Origin of the sequence: Olleya sp. Ti.3.14 (genome assembly GCF_038154885.1) — a bacterium.
Lineage (GTDB): Bacteria > Bacteroidota > Bacteroidia > Flavobacteriales > Flavobacteriaceae > Olleya.
Window position 1 is genome coordinate 195,028 of record NZ_JBAKAO010000003.1, and the last position, 18,099, is coordinate 213,126.

Sequence of the window (18,099 nt, forward strand, 5' to 3'; positions counted from 1 at the left end):
TATAACTTATGGAATTTAAATTTGGAGGTTCAGAAACCAATCAAAAGACCGTTTTAGGTCATCCGTCTGGATTATTTGTACTCTTTTTTACTGAAATGTGGGAACGATTCTCCTATTATGGGATGCGTGCTTTACTAGTACTGTTTTTAACAAAGTCAATCCTTGAAGGAGGATGGGGTTGGGAGCGTGAAGATGCAACCTTAATGTATGGATGGTATATTGGATTGGTTTATTTAACACCAATAATTGGTGGTTATTTAGCTGATAAATTTTTAGGTTTTAGAAAGTCCGTTGTTATAGGTGCTTTAATAATGACTTTAGGACATGCTGCTATGGCTTTAGAGGGATTAACAGATATGTTTTTTTACATTGGATTAGTCTTTCTTATTTTAGGAAACGGTTTATTTAAGCCAAATATTTCTTCAATTGTTGGTCAATTATATAAAGGTCAAGGAAAAGAGAAAGATGCTGGTTACACCATTTTTTACATGGGAATTAATGCAGGTGCATTTTTAGGTATTCTTTTATGTGGTTACATAGGTGAGAAAATAGGATGGCATTATGGATTTGGATTAGCTGGTGTATTTATGTTTTTTGGAATGTTACAATTTTACTTTGCACAAAAAATATTTGGTAACATTGGATTATCTCCAAATAATAGTGACGACTTTGACGATACATTAGAACATTCAATGGAAGCGATTGGAGATGATGTAGAAAATGTTATTGACGATGCTAAGTCGTCTAAGGTTACAAAAGATCGTTTGACTGTAATTGGTATTTTTGCTTTGTTTACAGTATTCTTTTGGTGGGCATTTGAGCAAGCAGGTGGATCTATGACCATTTTTGCAGCAGATTATACAGATCGTGCTTTAAGTGGAGAGTCTGCAACGGTTTTTAATATTGTTAATTCAATTATTACATTAGTCCCTTTATTTGTTTTAACATGGGTTTTAGGAATGCTATTTAAGCAAACTTTTAAAAAGTATGCCTTATCAAATTTTTTCTTAGGATTTAGTTTTTTAATTATTTGGGTGATTGTTATTTGGATGTTATATAGAGAGTTTACATCTGAAGCTACTGAAGTTGCAGCATCATGGTTCTCTGTATTAAATTCATTATTCATTATATTATTTGCACCAGTATTTTCTAAAATATGGGAAAGCAAATACAACCCATCAGGACCAATCAAATTTGCTTTAGGGTTAATTCTTGTAGGAGTAGGTTTTGCTGCATTAGCATATGGAGCTTCAGGAATTCCAGATGGCGCAAAGTCAGCTTCAGTTAGTATGATTTGGTTAATTATTGCTTTCTTATTGCATACTTTAGGAGAGCTTTGTGTATCTCCAGTGGGATTAAGTTATGTTAGTAAATTAGCTCCTGTAAAACTAGTAAGTATGATGTTTGGTATTTGGTTTATTGCAAACTTCTTGGCTGGAGTAATTGGAGGTTGGACAGCAAGTTACATGGATCCAATTATGGAAGATCACGGATTATCTACATTCTTCTTAATCTTTACTTTAATTCCAATAGGAGCAGGTGTAATTATGCTTTTATTAAATGGTAAGATTAAGCGTATGATGCATGGTGTACAATAATTAACACTTAATATATTATTAAAATAAACGCCTCATATTTGAGGCGTTTTATTTTTTTGTAAATTTGGAACACTATTTGCGACTATAAAAAATATAAAATAGATTTAATGAAAAACATATTTTTAGCCCTAACACTGTTGTTTACAGTTAGCAGTTTTGCACAAGACAAAATTAACTGGGTAACACTTGAAGAAGCTGTTGAGCTTCAAAAAAAAGAACCTAGAAAAATAATGATGGATGCTTACACAGCTTGGTGTGGTCCATGTAAACTTTTGGATGCTAGAACTTTTACTAATAAAGACCTAATTGCTTATGTAAATAAGTATTATTATGCTGTGAAGTTTAATGCTGAGGGAAATGAAGAAATTACCTTTAAAGGAAAAACATATAAAAACCCGAGTTACAATCCTGCTAAAGCTAAAACTAGAAATTCTAGTCACGAGCTTTCACGTGGTTTAGGGATTAGAGCTTATCCAACGTTGCTATTTTTTGATGAAGATGCACAGCTAATATCTCCAATTACAGGATATCAAACACCACAAGCTTTAGAGTTGTATTTAAAAATGTTTCAGTCTAATAAACATAAAGACATGAAAACTCAAGCAGATTTTGATGCCTATTACAAAGCCTTTAAAGCAACCTTTAAAAACGATTAAACCGTTTAATAGTTTATAATATAAGCTCCTGTTTTACCTGTATAGTAAAACGGGAGTTTTTGTTTTAAACAAGTGGCTTCCCATCGGTTAACATACGATCTATAATTATTTCCATCTGCTATTATAACCTTTGGTTTTAAGCTGTCAATTAATCGCTCTAGGTTTAATTTTGGAGATTGTGTTAATACAACATAATCTATTGTTATTCCTTTTACATTAAATACGGACAAACTATCAACAACTAATACATGTTTGTTGTCCAGTTTGTATAGGTTAGTTACAGGTTTTGAAGCTGATGTTTGTAATGCGTTTTTGACTGCATAGCTTCTAATTATAGAATTTGTTTCTGCTGTTTTTAATGTAGAAAAGGTCGCTAATTGATTGTTGTGTTTTTTACCTAATAGTGTGTTTCTACTTTTATGAAATACAATAAATTCATTGCTTTTATTATTAAATTGGACAATGGTATAGGATAATTGTAAAACCAAGACCGAAATTAAGGTTAGTTGTAACCACCTATAATTCTTATTATGGTAAAGTGCATAAAGGCAAAATATGAAGATGTAGGATACAATGACTTGAGCAACGGTAAACGGAATATCAATTATTAAAAAATCTTCCTGACTAGAAATCCATCCAAAAAAGGAATTCATCCAATTGATAACCATTCCAAAAGCATCTGACAACAAAGTTTTAGGTAAACCAAATAGTGCTAATGTAATTACTAGTAAACCAAGACCTAAAATGATACTTAAAAACGGAATTACAATAAGATTGGATAACCAAAATAAACTAGGGAATTGATGGAAATAATATAGACTTATAGGGATAATTCCAAATTGAGCAGAAACAGTTACTGTTAGCGTTTGCCATAACAGCGTTACAATTTTGTATTTAGGTGTCCAAAGTTTTTCTAATATAGGCTGAAAACTAACGATTGCTATTACTGCAGCATAACTTAACTGAAAACCTACATCAAATAAAAAATTAGGTTTAATTAATAGTAAAATAAAAACAGAAACAGCTAAGGTGTTATAGATGTTTGTCGGACGTTTTAAGTTAATACCTATAGCAACAATACTAAACATGGTTGTTGCTCTTATAATAGATGCAGAGCCACCTGCAATTAAAGCATAGGTCCATAATAAAATAACGAGTATTATGGTTTTATAAAACTTCCCGTTTTTTAAACGTTCTACAGGTTTGAATACCAAATTTAGTATTAACAATATTATACCAACATGTAACCCAGAAACTGCCAATATGTGTATGGCACCTGCATTAGTGTAATTGTCATAAACTGCTTTTGTTATATTTTGTCTTTGCCCTAATATTAAGGCATTAATAATGGAGAGTTGGTCATTTGTATATTGATACTTTTCTAATTTGCTATTTATGTGATTTCTTAATTTAGCTGCATATCCAAATAGGGTATGTGTTTTGTTTTGAAGCTGCAGTATATTGGTGTGATCAGTATATAGCTGAAAGTGTACTTGCTGTTTTTCTAAATAATTTTTATAACTAAATTGATCTGGATTTAAAGGCTTTTTAACGTCTACTAATGGTATAGTAGTCGTGTAAATAGCATCTATTGGTAATATAGATTGTAAACTGTCTTTTTTAACGTTTAGTAATGCTTTACCTATAACGTTATTGTTATTTATTTGAAGCAAGTCAATATAATAACGCTGACTATAAGCATTAGGTTTTAATAATTCTCTAATCCTAAAAGTTGTAGTAGTAGTGGTGGTATCTTTATTTATATAATTGCTAAAGTGATTGGTTTTATTTAAATCTTCGTTACTATTAGATATAAAAAGACCAAATGCAACAAAAGTTAAGTAGATAATAGTACCAAAAAGATAAATGTGGTTACTTTTCTTTTTGAAAATAAAATATAAAATAACGGAAAGCGCTGTAAGACTTATAGTTATAAACCAGCTATAAAGTACCGAAATACTTAGTGTCTTAGAAAGTACTATACCAAGTATTAAGCAAATTGTAAATTTTATAATTGAAAAATGAAGCAATTTCATACTTCAATATAGTCAATTTCTTACAATAATCGTCGTGCTTGGACAAAAGCAAAGTACCAATAGCGTTCAGATAAAAGGGATGTCATTACACCTTTACTTGTACTTGCATGAATAAATTCTACACGTCCTAATCTAGATGACGTTACTAAACCAACATGGTTAACGGTTCTGCTGTTTCGTTTTGTGGCAAAAAACAGTAAGTCACCTTCTCTAACTTCTTTAACATCTATCCACTCGCCATGAGTAGCCATAGCGCTTGAAGATCTTGGTAAACTAATATCTTCAGATTGAAATGCTGTATAGATTAATCCAGAGCAATCCATACCTTTTTTTGTAGTACCACCATATTTGTATCTAACACCTTCATAACTTTGTGCATTATTAATAATGCTTGCAATTAGTGGATTGTTAACAGCTATTGCTTCTACAGATTGATTATCTTCAGATTGATCATCAGTAGCTATGTCTCTAGTAGATTTTGTGCTGGTTTTTCTAGCAGGACCACGTCTAGCAGGTTTATTGTTGGTTTGGCTAATGACTTCAGATTCAGATTTGGTAGTGACAACGCGCTTGCTTTTACTGCTTCCGCAAGACATTAATGTTGCTAATATTAAAAGTAGGACAATTTTATTCATTTAATAATTAATCGTGTATGTAATTGTATATCAGTTTAGCTGTGTTTTCACTAGCACCTTTTCCACCTAATTTTTTTTCTAAGTCATAATAACTCATAAAATATTTAGTGCGTTCATAGCTATCTAGTATAGTATCTAACTCTTTTTTTAGACGTTTAGTGTTAAAGTCACCCTGAATTAATTCGGTTACAACCTCTTTATCCAATATTAAGTTTACTAAGCTAATATAATCTAGGTTCACTACTCGTTTACCAATTTGGTAAGATACCCAACTCCCTTTGTAGCAAACTACCTGAGGCACTTTAAACAAAGCGGTTTCTAAAGTTGCTGTTCCAGAGGTCACTAAAGCAGCAGTTGCAAGACTTAGTAAATCGTAAGTTTTGTTGCTTATAAAATTAACATTACTTTGCTTTATAAAGATTTTATAAAAGTCGTAATCCTGACTTGGTGCACCTGCAATTACAAATTGGTAGTCTGGGTAGTCATCTACAACACTAAGCATTACGGATAACATTTTTGTTATTTCTTGCTTTCTACTTCCTGGTAATAGGGCAATAATTGGTTTTTCGCTTAAACCATGTGTTTTTCTAAACGTTTTATCGTCCACTTGTGTTCTGTCTGCAATAGCATCAATTAATGGATGTCCGACAAAATGCACAGGATAATTATGTTTGTTTTCGTAAAAGTCTTTTTCAAATGGTAGGATCACATACATTTGGTCTACATCATGTTTGATAGCTTTAATACGACCTTCTTTCCAAGCCCAAATTTGAGGAGAAATATAATAATGTGTTTTAAAATTTTTAGTCTTAGCCCATTTTGCAATACGTAGATTAAATCCAGGATAGTCAATAAAAATAATCACGTCAGGATTATAGGTTGCAATATCTGTTTTACAAAACGATAAGTTTTTGGCAATAGTCCTTAAATTCATGATTACTTCAGAAAATCCCATAAAAGCTAAAGCTTTATAGTGTTTTACCAATGTACCACCAACAGCCTGCATTAAGTCGCCTCCCCAAAACCTAAAATCAGCTAATGCATCTTGTTTTTGCAACGCTTTCATTAGGTTAGAGCCATGTAAATCGCCAGAGGCTTCGCCAGAAATAATGTAATATTTCAATTTATAATCTATTTATTATAATGATTAATCCAATAATTAGTGTGGCTATTAGCACACCTTTTGCCATATCATCCTTTTTTCTGTTTAAAAACAGAAAAAACAAACCTAAGTTAAGCAATGCGCCTAAGCTAACTATTTTGTCAACAAATTTAAAATGAACAGCTTTTTTTAAAGTCTCTTCAACACCATACCTAGAAAAAAAGGCGATGTACAGTAGTACACCAATTCCTGTAGAAATTACACCTAAGATAAAGCCTAAAATAATCTGTTTTTTATTATTCAAATTGCCACGTATTTAGTTCTTGCATGTAATGGTGCGCAGTTAAATCGTATTGTACAGGTACAACAGAGATGTAACCTTTAGATAGTGCATATTCATCTGTATCAGTGCCTTTATCGTAATTTACAAATTCACCAGTTAGCCAATAGTAATCTCTACCTTGAGGTGTTTGTCTTTTGTCAAACTTTTCTTTCCAATTAGCTCTTGCTTGTCTACAAACTTTAATGCCTTTTAATTCTTTCTCTTTTAAAGCAGGCATGTTTACATTTAGTATCATACCATCAGCAATACCATGTTGTAAAGCATTTTCAGCTATTTGTTTAATGTATTTTTTAGAAGCTTCAAAATCTGCATCCCATTTATAATCCAACAAAGAAAATCCAATTGCAGGTATGCCTTCAATTCCAGCTTCAATAGCAGCACTCATAGTTCCAGAATATATCACATTGATGGAACTGTTGGAGCCATGATTAATACCAGATACGCACAAATCTGGACGTCTGTCTAAAACCTCGTTAATTGCAATTTTAACACAATCTGCAGGTGTCCCAGAACAGCTGTATTTTAAAGTTTTGTCTCCTTTTTTAGAGACTTTATCTAAGTGTAGTACATTGTTTAATGTAATAGCATGACCCATTCCGCTTTGCGGACTATCTGGTGCTACTACAACGACGTCGCCTAAGGTTTCCATAACTTCAATTAAAGCTAAAATTCCTGGTGCAGTTATGCCATCATCATTAGTCACTAAAATTAGTGGTTTTTTACTCATAGTAGTCTATTAAATTACTTAGCTAAAATACATAATTTCTCCCGTATCTACTCAATTTATTCAGTTTAACAAAAAATTAGGTGGTTTAGATTTTATTGGCATGGTTTTTTCTTTACTTTAGTAGAAATTTCTCGAAAAAATTTAAACAGAACACATGAAAAGGAAATATAATATAATATTGCTAGTACTATTATTAGCATTTGGTTCTTGTAGTTTTACCACTAAAGTTGATGACGATCCAGATAAAGACAAACTTTTAATACAAATCATAACTTTAGCTTTAGACCAGTTGCATTTTGAACCAAAAGAATTAAATGATGCTTTTTCTGCAGAAATTTATTCGGATTATTTAGAGTTGGTTGACCCATTAAAACGTTACTTCTTGCAGTCAGATATTGACGATTTTAAGAGGTTTGAAACTGAAATTGATGATCAGTTAAGAGCTTATGATATTTCCTTTTTTAGTTTGGTTTATGAGCGTTTAGTGCAACGTCAAGAAGAAGCTAAGTCTTATTATAAAGATATTTTAGCAAAGCCTTTTGATTTTAATCAAGACGAAGATTATAATACAGATTATAAAAACTTACCATACGCTAAAAACAAAAAAGGATTAAAAGAGCGCTGGAGACAACAGTTAAAATTTAATACGCTTTCTAGTTATGATGCTTTAATGGATGAGCAAAATGATACAGCTAAAGTAAATGAAGACGAGGAAGGTACTGAAGCTATTGAAAAAGAGCCTGTAGTTAAAAAAACTATTACAGAAATTGAAGCAGAAGCTAGAGCTGAAACGTCTAAAGCTTTAGATAATTATTTTACAGACTATATCGAAGATATGGATCGTGAGGACTGGTTTGGTATGTATGTTAACACGATTGTAGAAGAGTTTGATCCACATACCTCTTACTTAGCACCAACAGATAAAGATAGATTTGATCAACAAATGTCTGGTAAACTGGAAGGTATTGGAGCACGTTTGCAGAAAAAAATGGACTATATCAAAATTGTAGAGCTTATCTCTGGTGGACCAGCTTGGAGAGATGGAGAGATAGAAGTTGGTGATGTTATAATGAAAGTGCGTCAGGACAAAGAAAAAGAAGCAATAAGCGTAGTTGGAATGCGTATCGATGATGCTATTAAATTAATTAAAGGACCAAAAGGGACTAAGGTTATTTTAACCATGAAAAAAGTGGATGGTACTATCCAAGATATTGCGGTAACTAGAGATTTAGTAGAGCTGGAAGAGACTTATGCTAAGTCTTCAATAGTTAAAAAAGATAATAAAAATTACGGAATAATAAATCTACCTAAATTTTATGTAGATTTTGAAGATTACAATAATCGTAATGCTGCAACAGATATTAAATTAGAAATTGAGCGTTTAAAAGAAGCAGGTATTGAAGGTCTTGTTTTAGACTTACGTAATAATGGTGGAGGATCTTTAAGAACCGTTGTAGATATGGCTGGTTTATTTATTAAAGATGGACCAATTGTACAAGTTAGATCAACCGACGAGCCAAAAGAGGTGTTACGAGATACCGATAAATCTATTGTTTGGGATGGACCATTAGTAATTATGGTTAACGAGTTGTCTGCATCTGCATCAGAGATTTTAGCTGCAGCAATGCAAGATTACAAACGTGCTATTATTATTGGTAGTAAGCAAACTTATGGTAAAGGAACAGTACAAAATGTATTAGACTTAAACCGTATGGTTCGTAATAGTTCTCACGGAGATTTAGGAGCCTTAAAATTAACACGTCAAAAGTTTTACCGTATTAATGGTGGATCAACGCAGTTAGAAGGTGTAAAAAGTGATGTTGTTGTTCCGGATCGTTATAGCTTTATTGATATAGGAGAGCGTGATCAAGAAAATCCATTAGCTTGGGATAAAATCACACCTGTAGATTTTGAAGTTTGGAACAGCTATTTTGACTACGATCGTACCATTGCTAATAGTAAAGAGCGTATGGCTAATAACGAACAATTAAAGTTAATTGAAAATAGTGCTAAATGGGCTAAGACTAAAATGGATGATAATAGCTACTCGCTTAATTACGAAAAATATAGAGCAGAATTAAAGTTAAATGAAGAAGAAGCTAAGCAGTTTGATGCGATTTCAGATTATAAAACTAATTTAACATTTGAGTCGTTACCATACGAGCAAAAAATGTTTGAGCAAGACACAACCTTACGTGATAAACGTAACAGATGGCATGAAAATTTAAGTAAAGATGTTTATGTTGAAGAAGCGCTTAACGTGTTAAACGACCTAAAAATGACTTACGAAATTAAAAAAGTAGCCACGATAAAAAATTAGTAGTTTTGTCATTCCTTTGATTTGTATATTTAGCATTGCAAAACCTAGGAATTGATAATTATAAAATGACAACAAAAACATACTCCTTATCACAATTAGCGCTTCAAAAGTTTAAAAAAAACTTTTGGGGCGTTTTTAGTTTGTGTTTTGTGGCATTAGTTGGTTTAGTATCTGTGTTTGCGTATTTATTTGCACCAGACAATTCTCAAAATGCCAATCAAATGCATGTGTCAATACATTCTAAACCTCCTGGATTTAGTGTTAAGATGTTGACCATCCCTTCCCAAATTAAAAATGAGCAATCACTTTTTCAAAAAGTGTTCTTCGGAATAAAAAATACAGATACCGAAATTCCTATTTCAAGTTATTCAATAGATAATAATCAATTAACGTACACCGAGTTTGCTTCTGATGGATTAGAAGGTGTTACAAAAACAATCGATGCCTCTTTTATTACTCAAAACTCAGCCTCTCAATATATTAAAAATGTGACCTTCCATCTAGGAACCGATAAATATGGACGTGATTTATTAAGTCGTTTATTGGTTGGAGCGCGTATTTCTTTTTTTATTGGTTTTGTAGCAGTATTTATATCGTTAGTTATTGGGATATTTATGGGTAGTGTTGCTGGATATTATGGAGGTAAAGTAGACGCTTTAATCATGTGGATTATAAATGTAACCTGGTCTATACCAACGTTATTGTTGGTTATAGCTATTACCTTAGCTTTAGGTAAAGGGTTTTGGCAAGTATTTATAGCAGTAGGTTTAACCATGTGGGTTGAAGTGGCTAGAGTCGTTAGAGGACAACTTATTAGTGCAAAACAAATGCAATATGTGACAGCAGCTAGAGCTTTAGGATTTAACGATTTTAGGATAATAACAAAACATATATTACCTAACATTATGGCTCCTGTGATTGTAATATGTGCAGCCAATTTTGCTGCAGCAATATTAATAGAGTCTGGACTTAGTTTTCTTGGTATTGGTGCACAACCACCTATGGCAAGTTGGGGAGCAATGATTAAGGATCATTACAACTATATTATTTTAGGTAAACCTTACCTAGCTATTTTACCAGGTTTATGCATCATGCTTTTAGTAATGGCTTTTATGCTAATTGGTAATGCATTACGCGATGCGTTAGATGTTAAAGTTTAGGCTTCTAAATTAACTATTCCCTTTAAAATAAATACATCACAGTCTTTTTTTATATACTTTTGCAACGTTATGCAAGAATTAAAATTATCAGATTGGTTACCTACCACTAACAAAGAGGTTAAGATACGTGGTTGGCAAGAGCTAGACGTCATACTTTTTAGTGGAGACGCCTACGTGGATCATCCGACGTTTGGTCCAGCAGTTATTGGACGTTTGCTAGAAAGTTTTGGCTTACGTGTCGCTATTGTACCACAACCTAATGTTAACGATAATCTTCAGGACTTTGTAAAATTAGGTAAACCAAGATTATTTTTTGGAGTTACAGGTGGTTGTATGGATCCCATGATTAGCAATTATAATGCTAATAAAAAGAAACGTGATAAGGATGCCTATACGCCAAATGGTGACATTGGATTTAGACCTGATTATGCATCGTCTGTATATTCTAAGATTTTAAAAGAAAAATGGCCAGACACTCCAGTTTTAATTGGTGGTATTGAAGGATCTTTACGTCGTGTAACACACTACGATTATTGGAGTGATCAATTAATGCCAACAATTTTAGAAACCTCTAAAGCAGATATGTTGGTGTACGGAATGGGAGAACAACCTTTACGTGAAATCATACGTTTGTTAGAAAAAGGCGTACCATTTAGTAGTATTAATACAGTTAATCAAACCGCTGTATTAATGAATAAAGACGAAAAAATACCTAAGAACAGTAATTGGGAAGATATTGAAATTGCTTCGCATGAAACCTGTTTAAAGGATAAGAAAAAATATGCCTCTAATTTTAAGGTCATCGAGCAAGAGTCCAATAAATTAGCTGCAAGACGAATTTTCCAAAAAGTAGGGGATAAGGTGTTAATGATTAATCCACCATATCCAACAATGACCGAAGCAGAAATTGATGCGTCATTTGATTTACCATACACACGATTACCACATCCAAAGTATGATAAACGTGGACCAATTCCTGCGTTCGAGATGATTAAGTTTTCCATCAACATTCACAGAGGTTGTTTTGGTGGTTGTAGTTTTTGTACCATATCTGCGCACCAAGGAAAATTTATTGCCTCACGTAGTAAGGAATCTATTTTAAAAGAAGTTGATACTGTTGCAAATATGCCTGATTTTAAAGGGTATTTAAGTGATATTGGTGGACCAAGTGCCAATATGTATCAAATGAAGGGTAAAGTTCAGTCTATTTGCGATAAATGCGTCGCACCAAGTTGTATTTCGCCAGTAATATGTAGTAATTTAGATACGTCTCATAAACCGTTAACCGAATTGTACCAAGCGGTTGATAGTCATCCAAAAGTTAAAAAATCGTTTATAGGTTCTGGAATCCGACACGATATGTTAGTCCCAGAATTTAATAAAAATGCAGATCCAAAAGAGTTAGATGCCTATACAGAAGAAGTCATGACTAAGCACGTCTCTGGACGACTTAAAGTGGCTCCAGAGCATACTAGTGATCCTGTATTAAAATTAATGCGTAAACCGTCGTTTAAGTACTTCCATAAGTTTAAAGAGCGTTTTGATAAGATTAATATTGCTAAAGGATTAAAACTACAGTTAATACCTTACTTTATTTCTAATCATCCTGCTTGTGAGGTTGAAGATATGGCTAATCTAGCTGCCGAAACCAAAGACATGGGATTCCAGTTAGAGCAAGTACAAGGGTTTACACCAACACCAATGACTGTGGCTACTGTAATTTATTATAGTGGTTACCATCCATACACGCTTAAAAAAGTAAATACACCAATTACTAGAAAAGAGAAAGACGAACAACACCGTTTTTTCTTTTGGTATAAAGACGAAAACAAAGCGTGGATCAAAAAGACCTTAAACAAATTAGGACGTCAAGACTTATTAGACGTGCTGTTACCTGGTAAAGAGGAGAAATGGCGAAAAAACAAACCTAAAGGTGAAGCTAAAAACACCTTTAATGACGCTGTTCCGTTTAATCAACGTAAGAATAAGGCTAAGTTTAAAAGCAAAAACAAACGTCGTTAAAAATTAGTAATCTATTAACTTTTTTTTGGTGTAGAATTTTTTCAAGATGTTTTAATTGTAGTATATTATAACTATGAAAAAACAACTACAAATAATTAATGGGATTGCTTTTGTCTGCGTGATTATAATGAACTATTTATCCAATACTGGTTTATTAAATAACACAACCATTGGCGAAGTCTCTAAACAATACAATACCTTATTTACACCAGCAGGATACGCATTTTCCATTTGGGGAATCATCTATTTGCTTTTAACAGGATTTATTGTTTATCAAGGACGTAGTTTGTTTGTCAAGGTCAGAAATGACGACTTTGTACTAACAACAGGTTGGTGGTTTGCTATTTCATGTATTGCTAATTGTGCTTGGATCGTCACCTGGATTTATGGTTATACTGTATTATCCTCAGTATTTATTTTTATAATACTTTTCGCATTATTACAAATAGTCCTTAAAAATAAAATGGAACTGTTTGATGCACCAATCTCTGTTATCGTGTTTTTGTGGTGGCCATTTGTTATCTATAGTGGTTGGATTACAGTAGCTAGTATTGCCAATGTCTCAGCAGTTTTAGTAAAATATAATTGGGATGGTTTTGGGTTATCACCAACCGTTTGGACCTTACTATTAATTGGGATAGCCACAGTAATAAACTTAATAGTTACCTGGACACGTAACATGCGCGAATTTGCACTAGTTGGAGCTTGGGCTTTAATTGCTATTTACGTAGCTAATAACAACGCAAATACTACTGTAGCCTACACTGCATTAGTTGCAGCTTTAATTTTAATTGTAAGCAGCGCTGCACATGGCTTTAAAAACCGAAAAACAAATCCTGCTATTAAGTGTATGGAATATTTTGAGGGTAGGAAAAGTTAGGGGTGAATTATATTTTATATTTCATCAACTCAGATATGGTTGTAGTGTAAGGTTTAGCAGAAGCGTTACCTGAATTGTAATTTTTTAATTTTCTGAAGTCCCATTTATTATTTCCAAATTCTTCTAAATCTACTTTTTCTAACTCTATAATTAAATAGTAATCTTGTGATGGATTAGCATATCCTTTTTTAATTAAATTGCCTTTTGAAAACACTTTTGGTCCTTTACTAACAATTTTCCATAAGTTACCCGATGACTTGTCTTTATGTGTATGGAGTAATAAATATTTAGCTGAAACAGTTTCTTTATCTAAAACTAAAGAGCCATTTCCAGAACCCATTCTGAAATTATATAACCCTTTTTTAGAAATCCAATTATATTGGCTTTCATTGTTATAAAAACCAACCAATACATTAGTGTCGTCAGGTATTAATTTTTGTCGTTTATCTGTATCTAAATACTCTGGAATTGGTTCTAAAATTTCGTTAGGTTTATCGTTTTTATAAATAGTGTAGCTTTTGTGAGCAATATTTTCTCGTTGTGAAGCAGAATTTAAAAAGTGATTTAATACCTCTTTGATAAAGTTTTCTAAGTAAATAGTTTCGTTTTCATTTTCTGAAGGTTTTATAGGGAAGGCTCCTAAACCTGGTAATACTTCATGAAAACCTCTAATGGGTTTATTTGTTTCTCCAGGATATAAAACATAAGCTCCACTTGTTCTTCTAATGGCATCTTTATAAGCATGCATTTTTAATAAATCTGCATTTTTATAGATTCCTTTTAAGTTTTCTTTTTTTTCATTATTTAAACTTTCTTCATTTGTTTCTGTTCCTAATATTTGATTAATATTTGCAATCTTATATTTGGCATCAAAATGAATATGCACAATCTGGTCTTTGGCTTCAGCTTCAGTTTCTTTTAGTTTTGTTGGCCAAATAGATAATGTGTAATCTGGTCTTAGTGTAGTTGTCCAACTTCCAGTTTTAGAAATATCTTCTGTACCACCTGTAAAGCTTCTGTTATAATTAAATCTAATATTTAAATGTCTATTTGCTTTTGTGTAAGTGCCTTTTAGTGCTGTAACTTTTCCTTGTTTAAGTTGTAAGCTTAAGTTATCTTTTGATGGAACAATAAGTTTTTCTAATTCCTTTGGTTCAATATCAAAAACTTGTTTTAAAACTTCTAATAATTTAAAAAATAACCAATATTCGTATAAAGTAGCAATGTCTTTTTTTCCACCACTATAGACTTCGTCTCCGCCATTCCAAACCAATTTAGCTGCTAAATCAAATTTTAACCAAACTTTTAATATTTCTCTATAACCTTCCTTTTTTTGAAGTGTTGGACTGTTAAGTTTTAAAGTGGTTGGTCTAGAAACTTGCTTAAATAAGTCATGTTGAAGATGAGTTTCTAATTTTTCCAATACAATATCTGCTTCTTCTTTAAGTCTAATTCCTGCATTTGGATGATTTGCAATATCCATACAGAATTTTAAAAATGTTTCTAAAGCATGTTTTATAAAACGATTTTCTGAAGTGTCAACACTCTCAAATTTTCTGTATGATTCTATTTTTGTTGCAACAGATTGTATTCCTTGTTTATATAAAGGATGTGAATTATTTAATTTTAATCTGTTATCAGAATTTATTAATGACCTTAATTCTGAGTTTTTAAATCGCTTTATTTTTCTTGCATCTGTTAGTTCTGATTCTTCTGTCCAATTTGTAGTTGGACTAGTTACAATACGTTGTATAGCATCTTCAAAATCTTCAGAATTGATAATTGAACTTACAAATGCGAAACGTTGATATAATGTTTTGTTATCTGTGTTAAAATCAGTTTCGAAAGAATGACTAACTGGAGAGTTGGCTTGAATTATTAAATCTGTACATTTTGAAGTAATATCATTTAGCATGTACTGATAATCTTTTCTATATGAAGCTTTTTTAGATTGTACCTCTAATTTTAAGTTCCATTTTTTATCTTGATTATCAACGCTAAAAATTTGTAAGGTTAAAGTTCCAACAAAAATATTAGGAGCTATTATACCAATATGCTCTTTTCTTTTTCTGCTTTGTACAATATTAGTTTGGTCACTACAGATTAAGCGATACTTTTCAGGACTAGTATTGTCAGAGAATTCAAAATCGTAATAAGAACCTTCTTTTAATTGGTAAGTAGCTTCATGCTCATAAAAATTGGTCGTATCAACTTCTATATCACCTTTGTGTTTGGTGTCGATATATAGATGTAAACCATCTTCAATATGAGATAAATCAATTTTTATGGATTGTTCTTTCACCATGTTTTAAGCTTCAGCATAACTAGCAAAACCATTATCGATTGCACCTTTGTACATTCTTGTTATTTTTTCTAATGATAAAGGATATAAAACATCAGCATTGTTATTATAAACAATTGTTTCTGTATTGTTTAAAAATGCTTTGCTGGCGTCAACATCTTTTCCTACACATAAAGAGGCTAACGTTTCTAAAACTGGAAATAATTTACGTCTAGATCCATGAAGTTTAGGCAATAGTTTTTGCATAATAGCAATGTCTATTTTCGTGGTTTCTTGCATGTCAATATCCAAAGTAGTCAACTGGTTGTAAAGTCTATGTATTTCTGTTGCTGTACGATAACCAAATTCAGCTCCTGTTTTTTTCAATTCTTCGAAAAACAAAACTAATTTTTCGTTTAATATTTTAGTGTCTATTTCTGGGAATGCTTTGTTAGTTGTTATTGAAACAAAATGTTCTCCCATTGAAGCGCCTTTATTATCAAGGTTCGTAAAATCAATCTCTTTAGGTTCTTTCAAAAATTCTGCAATGTCAGTTTTATTAACTCTAAATTCAATAACATTAGCTCTATCTAAAACTTTAGGACTAAACATATATGTTGTTTCGTCTATGTTAACGGTTCCAATAATAAATAAGTTACTTGGCCAACTTATATGAGAAGGCACTCCATTTTTTAGGCCTTCAGAATGCAATTTAAGTTTATCTTTAGACTCCATAACACTTAAAAAATCTGCAAAGTAACGTTCTACGTGACTCAGATTCATTTCATCTAAAAGCAAGAAATATGGTTTATTGTTATTTTCTTCTTTGTTAGCTTCAATAAGTAATTTTAAAGCACCATTTTCAGGTAATATATATTGTTCGTCATTTAGTGCGTTAGAGTAGCCTAATAAAGGCTCTCTGTTAGTCCAATCTGCTCCAACAGGTACAATACAATATTGAGACTCATCTTTTGCAATCCATCGTGCAAAAGCTTGTGCTAATTTAGTTTTACCAGAACCAGATAAACCACTTAATAATACAAATGGTTTTGTTGCTAATGAGGCAATGTATCTTGTGATTAACTGAGAATTATAAGTTAAACCCGAAGACTTGCAATTTTCTTCAAAACTCTCTAAATCAAATCTCATAGAGTTATTATTTTTTTCTGGTGTAGATTCATTACTTCCTAACGTAGAATATTTTTCAATGATTTCATCTAAATCATCATTTAGTATTTTCTCATTTGGTAGCTTACTAACATCATAAACTCTAAACACATAAGAATCACCATATCTTTCTGGCTTTTCAAAATTGTTTTCTTCAAAGTATCTTGATATACTTTGTGCTTTATTAATATTCCATTCTACAATAGGTTTATTAGTCTCACTCCTTCCATAAGCAAGTATTAATTTATTTATATTCTTATAAAATAAATAAACAGGATAAATTCCGTCACTTGTGGTGAAAGGCTCTTTTAAAAAAGATATCCAAGGTATTTTTGCGGAATTTCCTTGACCAAAACTTACTCTTACTTTAGTTTCCTTGTAGGCTTTTTGATAATGTTTTGTTTTTAAATTATCAGTTTTTGCTTGTTCTAAAAAAGATAATAATTGCTCTGAATATCTTGATTCATTACTCATTTTGTTGTTTTTTCTGTCCTCGTTCCATTCCCAAGCCTTATAAGATAATTCATAAAAGGGAACATTGGTTTTTCTTTTTATAGCCTTTAATAAAGTTATATATTCTGAATATGTATTGAACCGAGGATTTAAGCCAAGCTCTAATTCAATAAATGGTTTGGTAGGTCCATTTATTGGTAAATATTTTTCAGGTTTAATATAAAAGAGCGCTTCAGTCAATTTAGTTTTTCCAATACTACTAATTTTTAAAACATCTGAAAAATCTAAATCCGTGATTTTGTCGTTTAAAGCTTTTTTGAAAAAGCCCCATAATCTAGATATTTCATTATTGACTCTATCATATTTATATGGAAATAGCCATACTTTTTGAGCTTGGGCAGAAGGTATTCCTTTTTCATCATTTGGAATTTGAGCTCCAATGTTTTTTGCTATTGCCTGAAGAAAATAAAGCCTTCTTTGCTCTCCATATTTATATATATAACAATAAAAAGTAAATGGGTCAATTTCATTTAATTCGATATCATGCGATTCAGACCCAATTTTTGCTTTGTCATTGAAAGGAGTAATTCCAACAGATTTTAATAATTCTATTAAAACTGATTGATTATTTTCTTTTGTGCTAAGATATTTTGTTATTTCATTATGGGTTTTTACCCAAGTAAAATTATTTTCATTCATTTTTATTAAAACTAATTCGT

At 31.7% G+C, this 18,099-nt stretch carries 13 protein-coding genes; 6 read left to right on the forward strand and 7 right to left on the reverse strand.

What is annotated here, in order from left to right; translation table 11 throughout:
* Nucleotides 1–8 precede the first annotated feature (8 nt).
* The gene (locus V6251_RS07095) at nt 9–1,598 is read left to right on the forward strand and encodes a peptide MFS transporter (protein WP_341587589.1); all 1,590 of its coding nucleotides are present in this window, start codon (nt 9–11) and stop codon (nt 1,596–1,598) included.
* A gap of 107 nt (nt 1,599–1,705) precedes the next feature.
* The gene (locus V6251_RS07100; RefSeq protein ID WP_339808748.1) at nt 1,706–2,254 is read left to right on the forward strand and encodes a thioredoxin family protein; all 549 of its coding nucleotides are present in this window, start codon (nt 1,706–1,708) and stop codon (nt 2,252–2,254) included.
* Between the two features lie 5 nt (nt 2,255–2,259).
* On the opposite strand, the gene V6251_RS07105 is transcribed toward V6251_RS07100, so the two are convergent.
* From V6251_RS07105 to surE, 5 genes are read right to left on the reverse strand one after another with little or no spacing between them, the layout of a single operon-like run.
* Nucleotides 2,260–4,290 carry a ComEC/Rec2 family competence protein gene (locus tag V6251_RS07105; RefSeq protein ID WP_341587590.1) on the reverse strand — a complete coding sequence of 677 codons (2,031 nt, stop codon included), beginning with the start codon at nt 4,288–4,290 and terminating at the stop codon, nt 2,260–2,262.
* Nucleotides 4,291–4,310: 20 nt separating this feature from the next.
* Nucleotides 4,311–4,925, reverse strand: a complete 615-nt coding sequence (locus V6251_RS07110; RefSeq protein ID WP_341587591.1) for a C40 family peptidase — start codon at nt 4,923–4,925, stop codon at nt 4,311–4,313.
* 7 nt (nt 4,926–4,932) lie between these two features.
* Nucleotides 4,933–6,048: a lipid-A-disaccharide synthase gene (gene lpxB, locus V6251_RS07115; protein ID WP_341587592.1), complete on the reverse strand. Its 1,116-nt coding sequence runs from the start codon at nt 6,046–6,048 to the stop codon at nt 4,933–4,935.
* Nucleotide 6,049: 1 nt separating this feature from the next.
* Nucleotides 6,050–6,331, reverse strand: coding sequence for a hypothetical protein (locus tag V6251_RS07120; RefSeq protein ID WP_028283359.1), 282 nt, complete (start codon nt 6,329–6,331; stop codon nt 6,050–6,052).
* Complete coding sequence (gene surE / locus V6251_RS07125; protein WP_341587593.1) at nt 6,324–7,097, reverse strand: 5'/3'-nucleotidase SurE; 774 nt, start codon at nt 7,095–7,097, stop codon at nt 6,324–6,326. The genes V6251_RS07120 and surE overlap by 8 nt, the downstream gene beginning before the upstream one ends.
* 154 nt (nt 7,098–7,251) lie before the next feature.
* Here surE and V6251_RS07130 point away from each other — a divergent pair, with 154 nt between their 5' ends.
* The 4 genes from V6251_RS07130 (at nt 7,252) to V6251_RS07145 (ending at nt 13,479) form a co-directional block, all read left to right on the forward strand.
* Complete coding sequence (locus tag V6251_RS07130) at nt 7,252–9,417, forward strand: carboxy terminal-processing peptidase (protein WP_341587594.1); 2,166 nt, start codon at nt 7,252–7,254, stop codon at nt 9,415–9,417.
* A 65-nt stretch (nt 9,418–9,482) separates the two neighbouring features.
* Complete coding sequence (locus V6251_RS07135) at nt 9,483–10,577, forward strand: ABC transporter permease (protein WP_341587595.1); 1,095 nt, start codon at nt 9,483–9,485, stop codon at nt 10,575–10,577.
* Nucleotides 10,578–10,646: 69 nt separating this feature from the next.
* On the forward strand, nt 10,647–12,599 hold the full coding sequence (locus V6251_RS07140; RefSeq protein WP_145003719.1) for a YgiQ family radical SAM protein: 1,953 nt from the start codon (nt 10,647–10,649) through the stop codon (nt 12,597–12,599).
* Nucleotides 12,600–12,672: 73 nt separating this feature from the next.
* Nucleotides 12,673–13,479: a tryptophan-rich sensory protein gene (locus V6251_RS07145; protein WP_341587596.1), complete on the forward strand. Its 807-nt coding sequence runs from the start codon at nt 12,673–12,675 to the stop codon at nt 13,477–13,479.
* A 7-nt stretch (nt 13,480–13,486) separates the two neighbouring features.
* Here V6251_RS07145 and V6251_RS07150 read toward each other — a convergent pair whose 3' ends face one another.
* Nucleotides 13,487–15,784 carry a DUF2357 domain-containing protein gene (locus V6251_RS07150; RefSeq protein WP_341587597.1) on the reverse strand — a complete coding sequence of 766 codons (2,298 nt, stop codon included), beginning with the start codon at nt 15,782–15,784 and terminating at the stop codon, nt 13,487–13,489.
* A gap of 3 nt (nt 15,785–15,787) precedes the next feature.
* Nucleotides 15,788–18,079 carry an McrB family protein gene (locus V6251_RS07155; protein WP_341587598.1) on the reverse strand — a complete coding sequence of 764 codons (2,292 nt, stop codon included), beginning with the start codon at nt 18,077–18,079 and terminating at the stop codon, nt 15,788–15,790.
* Between the last annotated feature and the right edge of the window lie 20 nt (nt 18,080–18,099).

Coding starts and splice junctions, on each gene's coding strand:
- V6251_RS07095 (WP_341587589.1), top strand. CDS start 9: ATGGAATTTAAATTTGGAGGTTCAGAAACCAATCAAAAGACCGTTTTA.
- V6251_RS07100 (WP_339808748.1), top strand. CDS start 1,706: ATGAAAAACATATTTTTAGCCCTAACACTGTTGTTTACAGTTAGCAGT.
- V6251_RS07105 (WP_341587590.1), bottom strand. CDS start 4,290: ATGAAATTGCTTCATTTTTCAATTATAAAATTTACAATTTGCTTAATA.
- V6251_RS07110 (WP_341587591.1), bottom strand. CDS start 4,925: ATGAATAAAATTGTCCTACTTTTAATATTAGCAACATTAATGTCTTGC.
- surE (WP_341587593.1), bottom strand. CDS start 7,097: ATGAGTAAAAAACCACTAATTTTAGTGACTAATGATGATGGCATAACT.
- V6251_RS07130 (WP_341587594.1), top strand. CDS start 7,252: ATGAAAAGGAAATATAATATAATATTGCTAGTACTATTATTAGCATTT.
- V6251_RS07135 (WP_341587595.1), top strand. CDS start 9,483: ATGACAACAAAAACATACTCCTTATCACAATTAGCGCTTCAAAAGTTT.
- V6251_RS07140 (WP_145003719.1), top strand. CDS start 10,647: ATGCAAGAATTAAAATTATCAGATTGGTTACCTACCACTAACAAAGAG.
- V6251_RS07145 (WP_341587596.1), top strand. CDS start 12,673: ATGAAAAAACAACTACAAATAATTAATGGGATTGCTTTTGTCTGCGTG.
- V6251_RS07150 (WP_341587597.1), bottom strand. CDS start 15,784: ATGGTGAAAGAACAATCCATAAAAATTGATTTATCTCATATTGAAGAT.
- V6251_RS07155 (WP_341587598.1), bottom strand. CDS start 18,079: ATGAATGAAAATAATTTTACTTGGGTAAAAACCCATAATGAAATAACA.